18 protein-coding genes and 2 pseudogenes are annotated in these 18,195 nt (G+C 29.2%); 19 read left to right on the forward strand and 1 reads right to left on the reverse strand.

What is annotated here, in order from left to right; translation table 11 throughout:
• Positions 1-86 precede the first annotated feature (86 nt).
• The 7 genes from SPD90_RS02790 to SPD90_RS02820 all read left to right on the forward strand — a co-directional run bounded on the left by SPD90_RS02790 (position 87) and on the right by SPD90_RS02820 (position 6,918).
• A complete protein-coding gene (locus tag SPD90_RS02790; protein WP_320626678.1) occupies positions 87-398 on the forward strand; it encodes a DNA-binding protein in 312 nt (103 codons plus the stop codon).
• 72 nt (positions 399-470) lie between these two features.
• Positions 471-1,157, forward strand: coding sequence for a CPBP family glutamic-type intramembrane protease (locus SPD90_RS02795; RefSeq protein WP_320924234.1), 687 nt, complete (start codon positions 471-473; stop codon positions 1,155-1,157).
• A 611-nt stretch (positions 1,158-1,768) separates the two neighbouring features.
• The gene (locus SPD90_RS02800) at positions 1,769-2,905 is read left to right on the forward strand and encodes a chorismate mutase (RefSeq protein ID WP_320924235.1); all 1,137 of its coding nucleotides are present in this window, start codon (positions 1,769-1,771) and stop codon (positions 2,903-2,905) included.
• Between the two features lie 92 nt (positions 2,906-2,997).
• The gene (aroF, locus tag SPD90_RS02805; RefSeq protein ID WP_320924236.1) at positions 2,998-4,017 is read left to right on the forward strand and encodes a 3-deoxy-7-phosphoheptulonate synthase; all 1,020 of its coding nucleotides are present in this window, start codon (positions 2,998-3,000) and stop codon (positions 4,015-4,017) included.
• 98 nt (positions 4,018-4,115) lie between these two features.
• Positions 4,116-5,129, forward strand: a complete 1,014-nt coding sequence (gene aroF / locus SPD90_RS02810; protein ID WP_320924237.1) for a 3-deoxy-7-phosphoheptulonate synthase — start codon at positions 4,116-4,118, stop codon at positions 5,127-5,129.
• Between the two features lies 1 nt (position 5,130).
• The gene (locus SPD90_RS02815) at positions 5,131-5,970 is read left to right on the forward strand and encodes a prephenate dehydrogenase (protein ID WP_320924238.1); all 840 of its coding nucleotides are present in this window, start codon (positions 5,131-5,133) and stop codon (positions 5,968-5,970) included.
• Positions 5,971-6,021: 51 nt separating this feature from the next.
• Positions 6,022-6,918, forward strand: coding sequence for a fumarylacetoacetate hydrolase family protein (locus SPD90_RS02820; protein ID WP_320625361.1), 897 nt, complete (start codon positions 6,022-6,024; stop codon positions 6,916-6,918).
• A 77-nt stretch (positions 6,919-6,995) separates the two neighbouring features.
• Here the strand turns inward: SPD90_RS02820 and SPD90_RS02825 are convergent.
• Positions 6,996-7,121, reverse strand: a pseudogene (locus SPD90_RS02825) (IS3 family transposase); the annotation flags it as partial.
• 36 nt (positions 7,122-7,157) lie between these two features.
• Between SPD90_RS02825 and tnpB the strand changes: the two are divergent.
• The 12 genes and pseudogenes from tnpB (at position 7,158) to SPD90_RS02885 (ending at position 18,032) form a co-directional block, all read left to right on the forward strand.
• The gene (gene tnpB / locus SPD90_RS02830; protein ID WP_320625362.1) at positions 7,158-7,310 is read left to right on the forward strand and encodes an IS66 family insertion sequence element accessory protein TnpB; all 153 of its coding nucleotides are present in this window, start codon (positions 7,158-7,160) and stop codon (positions 7,308-7,310) included.
• A 30-nt stretch (positions 7,311-7,340) separates the two neighbouring features.
• Complete coding sequence (locus tag SPD90_RS02835; RefSeq protein ID WP_442909038.1) at positions 7,341-7,916, forward strand: IS66 family transposase; 576 nt, start codon at positions 7,341-7,343, stop codon at positions 7,914-7,916.
• 60 nt (positions 7,917-7,976) lie between these two features.
• Positions 7,977-8,303 (forward strand): annotated as a pseudogene (locus SPD90_RS02840) (SDR family oxidoreductase); the annotation flags it as partial.
• Between the two features lie 111 nt (positions 8,304-8,414).
• Complete coding sequence (locus SPD90_RS02845; RefSeq protein WP_320625363.1) at positions 8,415-8,660, forward strand: EsaB/YukD family protein; 246 nt, start codon at positions 8,415-8,417, stop codon at positions 8,658-8,660.
• Between the two features lie 12 nt (positions 8,661-8,672).
• Positions 8,673-13,223: a type VII secretion protein EssC gene (gene essC, locus SPD90_RS02850; protein WP_320924239.1), complete on the forward strand. Its 4,551-nt coding sequence runs from the start codon at positions 8,673-8,675 to the stop codon at positions 13,221-13,223.
• A 25-nt stretch (positions 13,224-13,248) separates the two neighbouring features.
• Positions 13,249-13,545 carry a WXG100 family type VII secretion target gene (locus tag SPD90_RS02855; RefSeq protein WP_320624594.1) on the forward strand — a complete coding sequence of 99 codons (297 nt, stop codon included), beginning with the start codon at positions 13,249-13,251 and terminating at the stop codon, positions 13,543-13,545.
• A 25-nt stretch (positions 13,546-13,570) separates the two neighbouring features.
• Positions 13,571-13,891, forward strand: a complete 321-nt coding sequence (locus SPD90_RS02860) for a hypothetical protein (protein WP_320624593.1) — start codon at positions 13,571-13,573, stop codon at positions 13,889-13,891.
• Positions 13,891-15,207 carry a hypothetical protein gene (locus SPD90_RS02865; protein WP_320924240.1) on the forward strand — a complete coding sequence of 439 codons (1,317 nt, stop codon included), beginning with the start codon at positions 13,891-13,893 and terminating at the stop codon, positions 15,205-15,207. The genes SPD90_RS02860 and SPD90_RS02865 overlap by 1 nt, the downstream gene beginning before the upstream one ends.
• An 18-nt stretch (positions 15,208-15,225) precedes the next feature.
• Positions 15,226-16,509 carry a tetratricopeptide repeat protein gene (locus SPD90_RS02870; RefSeq protein WP_320924241.1) on the forward strand — a complete coding sequence of 428 codons (1,284 nt, stop codon included), beginning with the start codon at positions 15,226-15,228 and terminating at the stop codon, positions 16,507-16,509.
• 14 nt (positions 16,510-16,523) lie between these two features.
• Positions 16,524-16,832, forward strand: a complete 309-nt coding sequence (locus SPD90_RS02875; protein ID WP_320924242.1) for a WXG100 family type VII secretion target — start codon at positions 16,524-16,526, stop codon at positions 16,830-16,832.
• Between the two features lie 77 nt (positions 16,833-16,909).
• Entirely contained in the window at positions 16,910-17,200 is a 291-nt protein-coding gene (locus SPD90_RS02880) for a WXG100 family type VII secretion target (protein ID WP_320624589.1), read from the forward strand.
• A gap of 97 nt (positions 17,201-17,297) precedes the next feature.
• A complete protein-coding gene (locus SPD90_RS02885; RefSeq protein ID WP_320924243.1) occupies positions 17,298-18,032 on the forward strand; it encodes a hypothetical protein in 735 nt (244 codons plus the stop codon).
• Positions 18,033-18,195 lie beyond the last annotated feature (163 nt).

The following is an 18,195-nucleotide window of genomic DNA, read 5'->3' on the forward strand; positions in this document are numbered from 1 at the left end:
CGAATGAATTTAACTAAAAACAACAAGGACTTTTCACAGATATAAAGAAATATTAGTTTATAATCTAAAGAAAAGGAGTGTTTGTTATGGGATTATTTAAATCAAAATCAGACGAAAGCTGGAAAATAAATTATATTAGAGAATTTAATGAGATGAGATCAGAATATGAAAAAAAATTACTAGCTAAGCAGGCTGAAATAGATGATTTAAAAAAACAAATAGAAGAAATAAAATCTTTTAAAAGTAATTTGCGACCTAAAGAAAAACAAATAAAAGACAGTGATATCGATTCTATAAAGGAGCTTAGAAATCAAGGTCTAAGCTATAGACAAATATCACAAAAGACTAGCTGGAGTAAGGCTACAATTTGTCGAGTATTAAATGGATTATACGATTAAGATTTTATTCATTCTCGCTGTTATTATATGTTATAATTAATAGATAACATTAAAAAGCGTGGGTGATTGAATTTGAAGAAATTAAATATTGGCATAAAAGATAAAGAATTTTTATTAGATTGTTTTTTAATATTAGCTGTTTTACAGATAGGCAGAATACTTATAAAGAATATATTATTGAGTGTACTCAATTTTACAGCTACAAATATAAATATAGCAAATATAATATCTATTATGATTGTCGGTATAAGTGCTTTTCTTTTTTTAAGAGGGAGCAACTTATTTAATCCAGCAGGATATAGATTAAAAGAGATGTCTAATAAATACGACAATAAAAAAATAAGAATAATATTATTTTTAGTTGCTTTATTGAGTTTAGTTATTACTATTGTGTTTAAAGGCGAAAAGATATTTTATGGATATTTATTAATATGTCTATCTGTACTAGTAATTCCTTTTTATGAAGAGATGTTATTTAGACAGTATTTATGGAATTATATAAATGGTTTCTTAGATAATGAGAAAATAACATGGATTATAGTTTTAATATTGTCAGTATTGTTTGTATTGGGATATTGGGACATTGTGAGTCAAAATTTAACAGTTATTACTAGTGATAAGTTTGCGGTCGATGTTGTATTTTCAAAGATGGGTGTAACTGCGATAACGTCAGCGGTAGTTGGATTTATGAAGTACAAATATAAGGATATTTATCTATGCATATTTTTACACATTATTATAAGTTGTATATTTTTATAAATTTAAATATAAAAGCTCTTGGAAGAAGTTATCTTTCTAAGGGCTTTTTTATTTCGTAATAATGATTTTAAATATAAAAAAAGTAAAATATTTAAAAAAATTAAAATTCTTTAAAAATTTATAGATATTGAAAATTTTGTTAATAAAAAAAGAAAATTTAGGGAAAAATTACAAAATTTCAAATAAATAAAAAGCATAAATCAAAAATAATTGATTTTAATATTTAAAAAATTATCATTTTTATATATATAAAATTAATTTTTAGGTTGACAACTTTTTTTAATAGAATAAAATTAAGGTATAAGATAATAATCGAAAGTATAATAATTTAGATGGAGGAAAAAATAATGAGAGGAATTAGAAAAGATTTTGCAAAATTATATAGCTTTTTCTACTTTATATTCTGGGGCTTTTATTTTAGCGCTGGCTATTTTTATTGCAAAAACATAAAAAGTAAATCTTTTCTAAAGAGTCCAAGTTTGACCTACATTTAAGTGTGAAGCTAAAAAATATAAAATTAGGTGAATAATACTTGTTTTATGAAAGAGGACTCTTGAAGAGTTCTCTTTTTTTTAATTGGTATGGGATATGTTTAAAGAAAGGGTGGTAATATGGATCTTTTAGGAGACTATAGAATGGAAATTGATAAAATAGACGAGCAAATGACAAAATTATTAGAAAAGAGAATGAATATTTCAAAAGCTATTTCAGAATATAAAAAGGAACATAATATTCAAATATTTCATCCAGAGAGAGAAAAGATTATAATAGAAAAAAATAAAGGGTACTTAGAGAATAAAGAGTATGGAGGTTTAGTGGAGAGCTATTATGATAATTTAATGTACTTAAGTAGATTGGTACAGCAAAAAGAAATATTTCCACAAAATGAAATCCATACAAAGCCTTATAAAAGTGATAAAGAAGGCTTAGTAGTAGGATATCAAGGTGTACCTGGATCGTTCAGTAATGAAGCAATGCTGAAATATTTCAATAATATCAAAGAAAATAAAGCATATGAAAAATTTGAAGATGTGTTTAAAGCCGTAGAAAGCGGAGAAATAGAATATGGAATACTTCCAGTAGAAAATTCATCAACAGGTGGTATAGGGACAGTAGAGGATTTATTAAATCAATATAATTTATATATTGTCGGAGAAGAATGTATAAGAATAAATCAAAATTTAGTAGGAATAAAAGGTGCGACAGTAGATGATATAAAAGATGTCTACTCACATCCACAAGGATTTGAACAAAGTACAAAGTTCTTTGATAAGCATAAAGATTATAATTTAATTCCTTACTCTAATACAGCAATTTCTGCTAAACTAGTATCAGATTTAAATGATAAAAGTAAAGCAGCTATAGCTTCTGAGAGAGCAGCAAAATTATACGATTTAAATATTATAAAAAAAGATGTAAACGACTTAAAGAATAACTATACGAGATTCATCGTTATAGGAAGAGATTTAGAATGTGATGAAACTTGTGATAAAGTAAGTATATTATTTTCAATTGAGGATTCATGTGGGGGATTGTATACTGTTATAAGAGACATTAAAGAATTTGGATTAAACATGTCTAAGATAGAATCTAGACCAAATAGAAATAACCCTTGGAATTATATATTCTTTGTAGATTTCGATGGAAACTTATTTGATGAAAATATAAAAAAGGCTATAAATACTATCGCAAGAAATTCTAAATATTTCAAACTTTTAGGTTGTTATAGGGATGTTAAATACAAATAAATTTTAAATAAATATAAAAGTAAAAATAATTATAAAAAAGGCAAAAATATAAAATATTAAAAATAGAGATTATATTATGGAGGATAGCAATTATGATAATTGTCTTAAAAGTAGGATATACAGAAGCAGAATTAAATGAAATATTAGAATTTTTACAAGTGAGAGGGTTAAAGGTAAATGTATCTCATGGTAGACAAAGGTGTGTTATAGGTGTTATAGGTGATGTAACAATAATAGATCCAGATGAAATACTAGCTTACTCTTATGTAGAAAAAGTTATGAACGTATCAGAACCTTATAAAAAAGCCAATAGATTATTCCATCCAGCTGATACAATAGTAGATGTAAATGGAAGCAAAGTAGGTGGAAAATACCTAGGAATAATGGCAGGTCCTTGTTCAGTTGAAAGTGAAGAACAAATAGTAGAAGTAGCAAAAGCAGTAAAAGCATCAGGTGCAAACTTCCTAAGAGGTGGAGCATTCAAGCCAAGAACTTCACCATACAGCTTCCAAGGCTTAGAGCTACAAGGGCTAGAATTATTAAAAATAGCGAAACAAGAAACAGGACTTCCAATAGTAACAGAATTAATGTCTGCAGAATACTTAGATAGATTCGTAGAAGATGTAGATGTAATTCAAATAGGTGCGAGAAATATGCAAAACTTCGACTTATTAAAAGAAGTAGGTAAGACAAAAACTCCAGTACTATTAAAAAGGGGAATGAGCTCAACTATAGAAGAATGGTTAATGAGTGCGGAATATATAATGGCTGGAGGTAACGAAAATGTTATACTTTGCGAAAGAGGAATAAGAACATTTGAAACTGCAACAAGAAATACATTAGATTTAAGTGCAGTACCAGTTATAAGAGAAAAATCACATTTACCAATAATAATAGATCCATCTCATGCAACAGGTAAACGTGACTTGGTAGAACCATTAGCAAAAGCTGCTATGGCAGTAGGAGCAGATGGGCTTATGATAGAAGTACACAACAATCCAGCAAAAGCATTATGCGATGGAAAACAATCAATAAAACCGGATAAATTTGATGAAATAATGAAGGTTGTTAAGAAATACGCTGATGTAGAAGGAAAAGAAATAACATTATAGAGACAAAGATTTTTTATTAGATTTTATTGTAAATTTAGGGTAAATAATTAATATTTAAATAATATAAAGCATTTTAAGAGGTCGTAGGAGGAAATATTATGATAGTTGTAATGAAAAACGGGTTTACGCAAGAGGATATAAATGAAGTAGTAGAAGTTATACAAGATAAAGGAGCAGCTGTAGATAAAATAGATGGAACTTCAACATCAGTATTAGGGGTAGTTGGAGATACTGCTTATATAGATCCAGATGAATTATTGACATTTGCATGTGTAGAAAAAGTATTAAAGGTACAAGAGCCATACAAAAAAGCAAATAAATTATTCCATCCAGAGCCTACAATAGTAGATGTGAACGGAACAAAAGTAGGTGGAGGACATTTAGGAATAATGGCAGGTCCTTGCTCAGTTGAAAGCGAAGAACAAATAGTAGAAGTAGCAAAAGCAGTAAAAGCATCAGGTGCAAACTTCTTAAGAGGTGGAGCATTCAAACCAAGAACTTCACCATACAGCTTCCAAGGATTAGAGCTTAAAGGATTAGAATTATTAAAAATAGCAAAACAAGAAACAGGACTTCCAATAGTAACAGAATTAATGTCTGCAGAATACTTAGATAAATTCGTAGAAGATGTAGATGTAATCCAAATAGGTGCAAGAAATATGCAAAACTTCGATTTATTAAAGGAAGTAGGTAAAATAAAAACTCCGGTTCTATTAAAGAGAGGTATGAGCGCAACTATAGAAGAATGGCTAATGAGTGCAGAATATATAATGGCTGGAGGTAACGAAAATGTTATACTTTGCGAAAGAGGTATAAGAACATTTGAAACTGCAACAAGAAATACACTAGACTTAAGTGCAGTGCCAGTTATAAAAGAAAAATCACACTTACCAATAATAATAGATCCATCTCATGCAACAGGTAAACGTGATTTAGTAGAACCATTAGCAAAAGCTGCTATAGCAGTAGGAGCAGATGGACTTATGATAGAAGTACACAACAACCCAGCAAAAGCATTATGTGATGGAAAACAATCAATAAAACCAGATAAATTTGACGAAATAATGAAAAACTTAAAAACATACATAGATTTAGAAGGTGCGACAATCTAGTATGAATATTACAATTGTTGGTTTAGGTGTTATTGGTGGTTCCTTCGCAATGGCCTTTAAGGAGGCTGGTTTCGAAGATGTGTATGCTGTAGATACAAATTTAGAATCTATAGAAAAAGCAAAAAAAATGGGTGTTATAAAAGATGGTTCAGATAAAGCAAAGGAATTTTTAGAAATAGCGGATTTAGTCATTATTTGTATTTATCCTAGACTTATAAAAGGGTTTATGATGGAAAATAGAAATAATTTCAAGGACGGTGCGATAGTCACAGATGTTGCAGGAATTAAAGGGTCTTTAATCAAGGAGTTAGACGATATTATTCCAGATAATGTAGATTTTATTTTCGGACATCCTATGGCAGGTAGGGAAAATAAAGGAATTGACCATGCCACTGCAGAATGTTATAAAGGTGCAAATTATCTATTAATCGACACTGAGAGAAATGATGACGACAATGTATTACTTTTACAAGCAATTATCTACAAGCTTGGATTTAAGAGAATTATAAGAATTAGCTCAGACTTCCACGATCAAATAATTGCATTTACATCACATCTGCCACACGTTATGGCAGTATCTCTGATAAACAGTGATGTAGAAGCTAGAAATACCGAAATCTACATGGGAGGAAGCTATAGAGATGCTACAAGAGTAGCCGACATAAACGAGGATTTATGGACAGAGTTATTTTTAGGAAACAGGGAAAACCTACTAGAAGTAATCGACGATTTCATGGCTGAAATGAGTAGATTTAGAGAGGATTTAGATAAAAGTGATAGAGTAGCTCTAAATAAACGTCTTAAAAGAGCTACTAAAAGAAGAAGACGACTTAATAAATAATTTGGATATTAATACATTACTTTATAATAAATAAACTGGAGGGAATGGAAAATGAAATTTGTTACATATCTATTAAATGATGTAGAAACATTGGGAATAGTAAATAGCAAAATGACAGGCGTTTATAGCTTTAAGTCTCTTGGATTACAAAAAGACTACAAAGATATGAATGATTTTATAGCAAATGCAACAGAAAGTGATTTAGCAGCTTTAAAGAGCAGATCCTATGAAGAAAATGCTAGTATAAAAGTTGATTTATTAGAAGATATCAAGCTATGTGCTCCAATAGTAAATCCTGTGAAAGACGTTCTTTGCTTAGGTCTTAACTACAAAGATCACGTTGAAGAGACTAATAGAAGCTTCAATGCTAACTACGAACTACCTAAATACCCAATTTACTTCTCAAAAAGGGTAAATAAGGCTATCGGAATAAATGATAAAATAACTAATTACCAAGGCGTTTCAGAAGAAGTAGATTACGAAGTAGAGCTTGCTGTAATAATAGGCAAGGAAGGAATAAATATCAAAAAAGAAGACGCTTACGATTATGTATTCGGATACACAATAATGAACGATGTAAGTGCTAGAGACCTTCAACAAAGACATGGAGGACAATGGTTCAGAGGAAAGAGTATAGATTCCTTCACACCACTTGGACCATGGATAGTTTATAAGGATGAAATAACACCACCAGTCGAATTAGATGTTTTAAGTAAAGTAAATGGAGAAGTTAGACAGTCATCAAATACTAAACATTTTATATTTGATATACCGACAATAATAAATGATTTATCAGCTGGTATGACATTAAAACCAGGTGATATAATTGCTACAGGAACTCCATCAGGAGTAGGGATGGGATTTAAGCCACCTAAGTATTTGAAGAGCGGAGATAAAGTTGAGTGTACAATTGAAGGAATTGGGACACTTGTTAATGTAGTTGACTAAGGATTATTGAAAATTCAAAAAGGGAGCTGTCGCAATAAAGTGAACCCTTTGTCAAGGACGCTAGAAAAAAAGTGTGGCTAAGCCGCCATTAAAAGCTGATTTCTAAATTGAACAGGAGTCAGCTTTTTTAAATTCCTTTGACATCTAAAATTATTATAGTAAACCATATAATCATCTACTACAAGTTGTAACTCCTCAAATGTATGTATCTGTCAAAAAATCAACAGATGTAAAAATTAATGGTAGAAACTAAAATTAAAAAAGATTCGTATCAAAATGCACTTTTTGTTTTCTGCGACAAATCAATGAACAGACTTAAAGTTTTGCATTTTGACGAAGGCTTTTGGCTATATTACTACAGACTAGATAAAGGGCGATTTAAGTGGCTTTAAAATAAGGATGAAGCACTTAAAATTAACAAAATTGAACCATTATTAAAAGATAAAGAGGCTCTTGAGCGCTCTCGCGCATTCATAGGGTTTAATTATTGTGAGCAAATTTATGAGTTAGAAAGTGAAATAAAAGAAAAATACAAAGAGAGTGAAGATTTTTATGATAAAAGATATAAAATTCGTTTAGAAAAATTAAAGCCTCTTTTAGATGAATTTAATTCTTTTGTAAATGAAGAAATTGAAAATGCACTATCTAAAACTCCATTTGGAAAAGCACTTGAATATACTAAAAATCTACTTCCTAATATGTATTTCATTTTGGAAGATGGACATTTAGAAATAGATAATAATGCAGCTGAAAGAGCTATAAAACCATTTGTAATAGGAAGAAAAAATTGGTTATTCTCAAAGAATCCAAAGGGTGCTCATGCGAGTGCTACAATTTATAGCATAATTGAAACAGCAAAAGCAAATAATTTAATTGCCGAAAGGTATTTATTCTATTTGTTTGACAAAATGACAGGAATTGACGATTTTACAAAATTTGATTTTGAACCTTTAATGCCTTGGTCATCTGAAATTCCCAATAATATAAAAAAGAAATAAGAATAAGATCATACATAAAATGCCGATAAAAACGATTGCTATTTTTATCGGCATTTATTTTCAACTTTGACGCTTACAAAAGTAGTAGTTTTAAATGGAGATATAGTAAAAGAAGACTTTGGATTAAATAAAATAGAATATAAAAATTTAAAAAGCATTATAACTACAGTAATAAATAGTGCGGCAGATGTTCGACATTATGGAAAATATGAAGATTTTTTTAATACTAATGTTGTAAGTGTAGAAAATATTTTGAAATTTTGTGAATATGGAATTTCAATAGCACATATTTCTACATTATCAATAGCATGGTTCAAAAATAGTGAAACTATCGACAAAGTTTTTGATAAAGATACATTGTATATAAAACAAGCTCTTAATAAATAATCCATATTTAATTACAAAAATAGTTTTTTATTATATAATGATAGTAATAAATAAAAAAGTAGAGTGGAGAGCAAATAAAATTAGAAATATCTAATAAAAGGGGTGTAGACAATGGAAGTTATAACCGTCGTTTTGTATTTTCATAAATTAAGAAAACAAGTAGATTTACAGGTTCCTGTAAATATAACTGCCACAGAATTTGTAATAGGAATAAATAAAGCATACAACCTAGGTATAAATGTAGAAGACTTATCTAAATGTTATCTAAGAAGTGAAAATCCAATTGCGTTGTTAAAAGGAGATAAAACATTAAAAGAATTTAATTTAATAAATGGAAGTATTATAAATATTTTATAAGGAGAATAATTTATGCATAATTTTAAACTATTAATATACGGAAATAATATTTACAGAGAAAGTACATTAGACAGCGAGAGTCAAATTATAAAGCTTGGGACTACTAAAGAAAGCGATATAAGATTTAATGAAAAAATATTTTTAAAACCATTTGAAGTAAATTTTTTTAATGCAGGCAATACATGGGAGGCTGTGTGTGATGAAAGTACACAAATATACTTTGATGGTAATATTTTTAAATCAAAAAAATTAAAGCATGGCGATAGTATTACAATTAAGTATTTGGGAACAGATACAACTATTATAAGTATAGACTATTTAGTTGATTTTGAGAATACACATGATTTTAATAGAATAATAAATATTAAAGATAAAGAAAAGATAACAATTGGCGGCACTACCAATTGTGATATTTTTATAGATGATAATTTCGCTAAAAATGAGATTATAACTCTAAAAAAACAAAATGATGAATATATTTTAATAGATAATAATACTACATATGGAGTTTATATAAATGGAAGAAAGATAACTTCAAGGGCTAGGGTAAAGGATTATGATTTTTTCATGTTTGTAGGATATAGCTTTTATCTAAAAGAAGATAAGATATACACTACATCTAATTCGGGTATAAGTGTTTTAACTTTGGATGATGTCTGTATAAACGATGATGATAGTGTACTTAAATATCCAAAGTACAATATAAGCACGAGAAAAAAATATATAATGCCAGAAGATGAAATCGACATACTACCTCCAAAGATTAAGCCTAAGGAACCTACAAAAAATATATTTCTACTTATATATCCTTCAGTTGCAATGATTATATTGATAATACTAATCAGAGGAATAATGGGAGGCGGTGGAAATTTTGTAATATACAGCGTTTGTTCGATGATAATTACGATGTCTGTCTCTATTATTGGATATTTTTATAGTAAAAAAGACTATGCAAAAGAGGTACAAGAGAGAGAACAGAGTTATCTAGAATACATAGAGTCTAAAAAAGAAGATATTCTAGAGGTTAGAAAAAAAGAGCAAATTATCCTTAGAAAAATGTATAAATCTATGGATGATAATTTAAAATCAGTTGAAGAATTCAGAGGTATATTTGACAGAAGTGTAAAAGACGAGGATTTTCTATATGTCAGAATCGGTACAGGTCAAATACCTTCTAGATGTAAGATAAATTACAAAAAGCCTGACTTTAAGGATTCTCAGGATGAACTAATCGATCTTCCAGAGAGAATTGAAAATAATTATAAAAATATAATAAATGTCCCTATAGTATCTAAGTTTTCAAAGTGTAATGCAGTTGGTATTTTGGGAAATGAAGAATCTCTATACGAGATTTTAAAAAATATAACATTAGACCTAGCCACTAGACATTACTATAAGGATGTAAATTTTATATACATTTTCTCTAAGAAGGATATGAAGAAAATGACATGGCTTAGATGGTTTAAGCATTTAGAAAATAGTGATTTAGGTATAAGAAATATGGTATATGATGAAGAAAGTACAGCTATGGTATTTGAATATATGTATGCAATACTTTCAATGAGGGAGCAACAAAATGACTCTTTGTTCTTACCTAGATTTGTTGTATTTGTACTCGACAATACAGAGCTAAAGAGACATCCAGTTTCAAAATATATAGAAAAGGCAAAGGACTATGGATTTACTTTTGTATTTTTTGAGCCATATCATGAATTACTGCCAAAGGGATGTACAGAGATAATTAAATTATCTGATAGCGAAAATGAAGGTTATATATACAATACAGATGACAGTGAAAATAAAATTAAATTTAAATTCGAGACAATAAGCAATGGTAAAGCATTTGAAACAGCTATAAAGATGGCGGCTATATCAGTTGAAGAGGTCAACTTAGATAATGAACTTACAAAAAATATAACTTTATATGAGTTATTGAAAATAATGGATGCCAAAGATTTAGATTTATCTGAAAGATGGAGTAGATCAAATATAGGTAAGAGTATACAGGTTCCGATAGGTGTAAAGATGAAAAACAAGGTGTTATATTTGGATTTACATGAAAAACACGACGGTCCTCATGGTCTAGTAGCAGGTACAACAGGTTCTGGTAAAAGTGAAGTACTTCAAACTTATATATTGTCTGCTGCAACACTTTTTCATCCATATGAGCTTAGCTTTTTAATAATAGACTTTAAAGGTGGAGGTATGGTAAATCAATTTGAACAATTGCCTCACTTGATAGGTTCTATAACAAATATAGAAGGTAGAGAAATCGAGAGATCTTTAAAATCTATAAAGGCAGAGCTTAAAAAAAGACAGGAGCTTTTTGCAGCTAATAAAGTAAACCATATAGATGATTATATAAATATATACAAGAAAAATAGAAATATAACTCCTCTTCCACATCTTGTAATTATAGTAGATGAGTTTGCCGAGCTAAAAATGGAGTATCCAGAATTTATGAAGGAGTTAATATCAGCAGCTAGAATAGGACGTAGCTTAGGAGTTCACTTAATACTAGCTACTCAAAAGCCTTCAGGTGTAGTAGATGCACAGATTTGGAGTAACTCTAAATTCAAGATTTGTCTAAAGGTTCAAACTAAAGAGGACAGTAATGAAGTGCTAAAAACTCCACTGGCAGCAGAAATAACTGAGCCTGGGAGAGCATATTTACAGGTTGGAAATAACGAAAAATTTGATTTATTCCAATCAGCGTATAGTGGTGCGAAAACACCAAATGGAGATTTAAATGACAGCAATGTATTTGAGTTATATCAAATAAATTTATGGGGCAAGAAAAAGCTAGTTTATACAAATAAGCAAAAAGACAGCGAGGAAAATCGAAAAAATCAATTACAGGCTATAGTGGAGAGAATAAATACTTATTGCCAAATCAACCATATACAAAAACTAAGTGGAATATGCCTTCCTCCTCTTAAGGATGTGATCTATCTTAAAGAGCTTAACTATGTAAACAGAAATATAGAGGATGGAATAACTGCATTAATAGGAGTATGCGACGATCCAGACCAACAGCTACAAGAAGAATTATTAGTAAATCTATCTACTGATAATACGTATATAATTGGTTCATCTTTATCTGGAAAAACTATAATGCTTGAAACAATTTTATGTGATTTTATGAACTGTTATACTCCAAAGGATATAAATGTATATATTATTGATTGTGGAAATATGGCACTTAAGGTATTTGAATCATCTAAGTTAATAGGTGGAGTAGTGACAAATTCTGAAGAAGATAGAATAAGCAATTTATTTAGAATGCTAAAAACTGAAATTGAAAAGAGAAAATATGCGTTTTCTCAATACATGGTCGGTACATATTCAAATTATATAGAAGCAGGATATAGAGATATTCCACAGATATTTTTAATGATAGACAATGTAACTGCATTTAGAGAGTATTATCCAGAATACGATAGCGAGATACTTATGTTATCTAGAGAAGGTCAAAGTGTAGGTATAAACCTTATAGTTACTGGTATACAAACTAATTCTCTAAATAGTAGAATGCTTTCGAATTATGGAAATAGAATAGCTCTTCACTGTAATGAAAAGGATGAATATTCGAATTTACTTAGCAGATGTCAAATAGAACCAAAGGATATTCCAGGAAGAGGGCTTGTTATGATAGATAAAACTGTCTTAGAGTTTCAAACTGCACTTCCTGTAGATGGTGCTAAAGAGCTAGAAAGAAATAAAAACATACAAAAATTAATAGAAAGCACAAATGGATACTATGGAGATTTAAGAGCTAAGAAGATTCCAGAGGTTCCTAAGGTTATAAATGCCAGTGATCTATTTGAACAAGAAAAAGAATTATTTAAAAATAAATACAAGATACCTATAGGTATAGATTACGAGACAATAGAGTATGTTTACTTTGATTTATTGGAAAATGATTTATTTGCCGTAACTGGAAGAGATAAAAGCGGTAAGACAAACTTTGTTTTAAATCTACTTTCAACTATAAACAATACAATCTTGATGAACAAGACTAAGGCTTATATTGTAGATAGCCCTAAACGTCAATTAGATGAAGTTAAAAAATACGGCTTCGTAGACAAGTACACATTGGATCTATCTGATATAGAATTGATTTTAGACGATATATTTGATGAATTTGAAAGAAGACAGGATTACTACAGTGATAATATTGAAGATATGTCAGAACAAGAGATAATAGAAAGCTTACCTCTTTATATGATAGTAGTTGAAAACAACGAATTTATAAATGAGCTTAGCAAGAAAAAGGACTTGAGTGCAAAATTTATGAATATTTTGAAGCAATTTAAAACATATAAGATGTCTATATTATTTACGAATATAGAAAATAATAGTTTAGCGTACAATGCACCAGAAATACTTAAAAAGATAAAAGAGAATAAAAAAGCTTTAATATTTGAAGATTTGAGCAATCTAAAATTATTCGACGTAAGCATCAAGCAATCAAAGGCTTTTTCAAAGCCTATAGTTTTAGGTGATGGATATCTATTTGAAAAAGGAGAGTATAAGAAGATAAAAACTATTAAAAAGGATTAAATATCAATGATAGGAGGGAATATTTATGAGTGAGGTTAAAAGAATTGATACTAAGTTTTTTTCAGAGACAATATCTGCTTTGAGAGCTAGTATTGATAAATATAGAGCTGCTAGAGAGATGGTATTTAATGCAAATGATAGATTGACAAATTCTTGGGAAGGAAATGGAAAAGAGTGCTTTGAAAGAGAGTTTTTAATATTAAAGACTAAGCTAACAGACCAAGAGGATAACTTAAGAGAGATGGCTTTACAGCTTGAAAAAATAGCACTTACATATGAGGATATTGATAATTCTGTTGCTGAACAAATTAATAAAGAATAGTAAGTGATTAAAAGTAGGTGAAAATATGTCTAGATTAGAGAGAACTTATGAAAAACTCAAAAGAGTAGAAGAAGATTTTTTAGAAGCTGATTCTAAAATACATAATATAGCTAAATACTTAAATAGATTAGAAATTGATTATTATGAAGCTATAACTACTAGTTCGCGTATTTCTATAGAAGATAAAATAATTGATTATTACGAAGCAGAGGTTAGAGTCGACAGTTTTTTATCTAATGCAGATGATAATATACGTGAGGAGTTAAGAGCTATTCAAACGGATATTAAAAATCAAGATGAAGAAAACCGTAGAAAAGTTGAAAGTACATTTGGAGGATTTTTTTAATGAGTCAATTGATTATAAATTATTCGAGCTTAAATGGTCTATCTAATACAGCGAAAAGAGTAGCAGATAAATATGAAGATAGGATAAATGAGCTAGAGAGATTTAGAAGTAAAATAAAAAAATTAGATACATCTAATAGAGGATATTTAGATCAGGCTGATTATCAAATTAGAAATAGAATCAATAAATGTGAAGAAAAAAGGGAAAATATGCAGAGGTTTTATTTAAATGTAGATGAATTTGAAGATAGAGCAAAGCAAATAGATAAGCAGGTTGCAAACAGAATAAAACAAAGTACGAAGTCCTTTAAAATGAAAAACAATATAAAGACAGGACTTATATGTAAATTGATTGCATATATGGATGAGCATCTTTTTGATGGATTTGACAGTTACAAAGGCTTGATAGAGCTGATGACAGGGGAAACTATAGAAGAATTTAAAGATGAATTGAGAAGAAAATGTAGAAATCTAATATACAATATAAAAGACTGGTATTACGATGAAGGTGGTAAATACAAGGTAGATATATTTATTGACAGGACCAAAATTGTAATTGGAACAGTAACTATAGCTGCTGTAATAATTCTTGCTATTTATGCAACTGGAGGTACGGCAGGAGCTGCGTTAGCAGCAGGAGGTGGTGGAGCAGCAGGAGGTAGCGGAGCTGCGATATTATCACAAATAGCAACAGCAGCTACTGCCGGTGGAATTTCTGAAACTGTAGCATTTTCAAGTTGGGATATTTTAAATAGTGCTGCTGATTTAACATATGATCAAGAAGCTTTGGCAGAGTTTGAAAGAAGTGGAAATATGGCTAGGGCAGATAGACTTGAATCAAAAGGATTAATGGATTTGTCAGGAGATTCTTGGGGCAATTTAATGGATGATTTTACAGGAAATAGAGCTGCAGGAGAAGTTATAGGAAAAAGTCTTGTATTTGCAGGAGATATAGCATCATTTGCGGGAACACTTCAAAGTATTGAAGGTGTCGGTAAATGGGATGACAATGCTTCTATGTCTAAAAATTTAGTCAATATCAGCGGATGGGATAAAAATGCATCTACATATGAAAATCTTATAAGCACAGCTAATTTTTCTGAGGATAAAATCAAATATTTTGATGGATTAGGAGAAGGTACAAAAAAAATACTAGGGAGCACAGGACTCTTAGATGAAAATAGCCTTAATAAGGCTAAAGATATTACAAAAAATATTTTAACAATTAAAGAAAAGATATCTAATTTCAGTTTGATAAATTCAGGAAAGACTGTTGTTGCTGATGGCAAGAGTATTGTGGACACTGTAATAAATTAACTCAAAAGGGGGGATTTTATGATAAGTAACTTAGAGGAATACATAAAACAAGGAGAAGTGCTTTATTCTATTGGAAATTATGAAGAAGCTAAGAGGTTATATGAAAAAGCCGTAAAAGAAGACCCTATGAATATAGATTCATATTTTAAGCTAAGTGAAGCTTATGTGATGTTAGAAGATTATCTTAAGGCAGAGCAATGCTTAGAAAATGTGTTATTAATCGAAAAGGATAATTCAAGAGCCTATTTTCATCTAGGCAATATATCTTTTTTAAAAAACGATGAAGAATCAGGAAAGTCTTATTATTCAAAAGCAATACACTTTGGCTTTTCAGATATAGAGATTTTTATAAATTATGCGATTGTATGTGAAGAACAGGGCAATTATGAAGAGGCATTAAATTACTACAATAAAGCTATAACAAAAGACAAATTTAGATCGGATATCAGATTTAGAAAGGCACAGATATTAATAGCGATGAATAAAACAGAGGAGGCATTAGAGACTCTAGATATATTTATAGAATTAGATCCGAATCTATTTGAGGGATATCATTTAAAATTTTTAGTTTTACTAGAAAATAATAGGATTGAAGAGGCTGGGGAGATATTAGATAGAGCTATTGGATTGTTTCCAGATGATGAAGGCTTTTGTTTTGATAAAATACTGCTTTTACAAAAGAAACAAAGGGTAGATGAAGCCTTGAAATTAATAGAATCTAAATTTAAAAATAATAAAAGCTCTCTTATTTTAAGAGAAAAGGCTAAGATACATTTAGTTAAAAATCAAGTTGAAGATGCCAAGCACGATTTAGAGGAAATAATTAGTTTAGAAAATGAATTTGATGAACAAGCTAGATTTTATTTAGCTTTTATAAATATCGTCGAAAAAAATTATGAAGAAGGACTTGAGTATATTGAACAAATTATTTCTCAAAAAAATGAAGGTATGTACTATTATGCAGCACTTTATTTAAAGGGCATTATTATAAAAGTGAAAGATGGAGAAATGAGTTCTAAAAACTATTACAAGAGCATAGTAAGTATATTTAGAGATGCAAGCTTAGATTATCCTGACAAGCTAGATTTAATTTTATATAGAGGTTTTATATATAAAGAATTAAATAACTATGAAAAGGCTCTTGAAATGGCAAATTATCTATTGGCTATATCTGAAGAATTTGCAGAAGCTTATCTACTTAGATCTAAGATATACGAAGCTATGGGCGATATCCAAAAGGCAAAAGAAGATAAAAAGATGGCTACAAGTAAGAATGCTTCGTTGAATATGCTGGGAATATAATATGAGGTGATTATATGGCGAGGACGTTAAAAGTAGATTTTGATGTATTTAATCAAAGTATAAATTCATATGAAGAGGCTATAAATTTATTTGAAGAGAATTTAAGCGAATTAAATAAGAGTATAGATGATTTAAGAACATCTGGATGGGTCTCTGCAGCTAGTGAAGCTTTTTTTGAAAGCTTTGATAATAAGTGGAAGACAAATATGGAGCTTCATATAAAGGTTTTAAGACATTTTAAGGAATGTCTAGAATTAGCTCAAAATGATTATAGAGAATTAGATGAGCTAGCAAAGGGGTTAACAAATATATTAGATTTATAAAAATATGTAAAAAGTTGCTCATTAAAGTTAAAAATGAGTGATTTTAAATAAAAATTTATCTTATAGGAGGTAGGAAAATGGCAGATAGAATATTATATAGCATACCAGAGATGAAAGAGGCTGCAAATAATTTTAAAGGTAAAGCTGAGGAAATAAATGAAATTTTAACATTTCTTAATACTGAAATGCAAAATTTAGAACCTGTATTTGATGGTGCTGCTCAAGATGCTTTATTCCAAAAATATGATGAATTACAAACACAACTTAAAGAATTTCCAAATGTAATAGAATCAATAGGAAATTTAATAGAACAAATTGCTATACAAGTAGAAGAAAGTGATCAAAATATAGCTTCTTCTATAGGATAAAGCCTAAACTGATAGGATTGCTGCTAAAATATATATAGTGGCAATCCTATTTGAAAAAGATTTAAATAAAACTTAAACTAAAAAAGGATGGATTTATATGTCTGATTTTAAATATCCAAGTCAATATTTTGTAGAAGTATTATTTGTAATAGGTATTGTAAGCTTAATAGTAATGATAATATCTTATATTATGTTAAAAGTAAGAAATAAGCCAGATGAGGATATAAGTAAAGGCGGAGTTGATAAAATTTTAAAATTTTCTTTAATCGTTTTTTTAATCTCTGTGTTATATGTAGCTACTTTTAAAATTAATAGTAAAATTTTTGTATTATTCGGTATAGTAGTATTACGTATAATACAGAAAGTTAAGCCAAAATGGGGAGCATTTAAACAAATATTTATTACTCTATTGATTTTCGCTTTATTTATGGTTCCAGTAATGGGAGTTTTACATTGTGACAATATAGTTAAAGATAAACAACGTAGACAAGAAGAAGAAGTTGCTAATAAAGTAGCACAGGAAATAGCATATACAGAAATAGATAATGGACTATCATTAGATAAAGTGGTTAAAGCTTCGGGTTATAGTTATGTAAAATGGTCAGGTAGTTATAATAATAATGGTGATTTTAAAATGGCTGCTTACTGTAAAAAAAATAAAGATGCACCATACGATGAAACTTTAGAATTTCATTTTGTATATAGCACTCTTACAGAAGAGATGGAATTAGATTATATAGAGGATAATGGCGATGATACTACTTATAGTAAAGAAAAATCTGAGCAAATGTTTGATGAGTTAATTGAGAAGGCACTAAACAATGAAAAATAAAATGATAAATTTTTTTGTGCTTATTAAATTATAGTATAGTCGGGGTGATTTATATGTTTGATTTTAAATATCCAAGTGATTATGTTATGGCAGTATTATTGGCGCTATGTATTGTAAGTTTAATAGTAATGATAATATCTGGTGTTATAATAAAGGGAAAACA

Source organism: Intestinibacter sp., from assembly GCF_034113885.1.
GTDB lineage: Bacteria > Bacillota > Clostridia > Peptostreptococcales > Peptostreptococcaceae > Intestinibacter.

Excerpts from the sequence above, each read along its gene's own strand:
- SPD90_RS02790 (WP_320626678.1), top strand. The coding sequence starts at position 87 with ATGGGATTATTTAAATCAAAATCAGACGAAAGCTGGAAAATAAATTAT.
- SPD90_RS02800 (WP_320924235.1), top strand. The coding sequence starts at position 1,769 with ATGGATCTTTTAGGAGACTATAGAATGGAAATTGATAAAATAGACGAG.
- aroF (WP_320924236.1), top strand. The coding sequence starts at position 2,998 with ATGATAATTGTCTTAAAAGTAGGATATACAGAAGCAGAATTAAATGAA.
- aroF (WP_320924237.1), top strand. The coding sequence starts at position 4,116 with ATGATAGTTGTAATGAAAAACGGGTTTACGCAAGAGGATATAAATGAA.
- SPD90_RS02815 (WP_320924238.1), top strand. The coding sequence starts at position 5,131 with ATGAATATTACAATTGTTGGTTTAGGTGTTATTGGTGGTTCCTTCGCA.
- SPD90_RS02820 (WP_320625361.1), top strand. The coding sequence starts at position 6,022 with ATGAAATTTGTTACATATCTATTAAATGATGTAGAAACATTGGGAATA.
- tnpB (WP_320625362.1), top strand. The coding sequence starts at position 7,158 with ATGGTAGAAACTAAAATTAAAAAAGATTCGTATCAAAATGCACTTTTT.
- SPD90_RS02845 (WP_320625363.1), top strand. The coding sequence starts at position 8,415 with ATGGAAGTTATAACCGTCGTTTTGTATTTTCATAAATTAAGAAAACAA.
- essC (WP_320924239.1), top strand. The coding sequence starts at position 8,673 with ATGCATAATTTTAAACTATTAATATACGGAAATAATATTTACAGAGAA.
- SPD90_RS02855 (WP_320624594.1), top strand. The coding sequence starts at position 13,249 with ATGAGTGAGGTTAAAAGAATTGATACTAAGTTTTTTTCAGAGACAATA.
- SPD90_RS02860 (WP_320624593.1), top strand. The coding sequence starts at position 13,571 with ATGTCTAGATTAGAGAGAACTTATGAAAAACTCAAAAGAGTAGAAGAA.
- SPD90_RS02865 (WP_320924240.1), top strand. The coding sequence starts at position 13,891 with ATGAGTCAATTGATTATAAATTATTCGAGCTTAAATGGTCTATCTAAT.
- SPD90_RS02870 (WP_320924241.1), top strand. The coding sequence starts at position 15,226 with ATGATAAGTAACTTAGAGGAATACATAAAACAAGGAGAAGTGCTTTAT.
- SPD90_RS02875 (WP_320924242.1), top strand. The coding sequence starts at position 16,524 with ATGGCGAGGACGTTAAAAGTAGATTTTGATGTATTTAATCAAAGTATA.
- SPD90_RS02880 (WP_320624589.1), top strand. The coding sequence starts at position 16,910 with ATGGCAGATAGAATATTATATAGCATACCAGAGATGAAAGAGGCTGCA.
- SPD90_RS02885 (WP_320924243.1), top strand. The coding sequence starts at position 17,298 with ATGTCTGATTTTAAATATCCAAGTCAATATTTTGTAGAAGTATTATTT.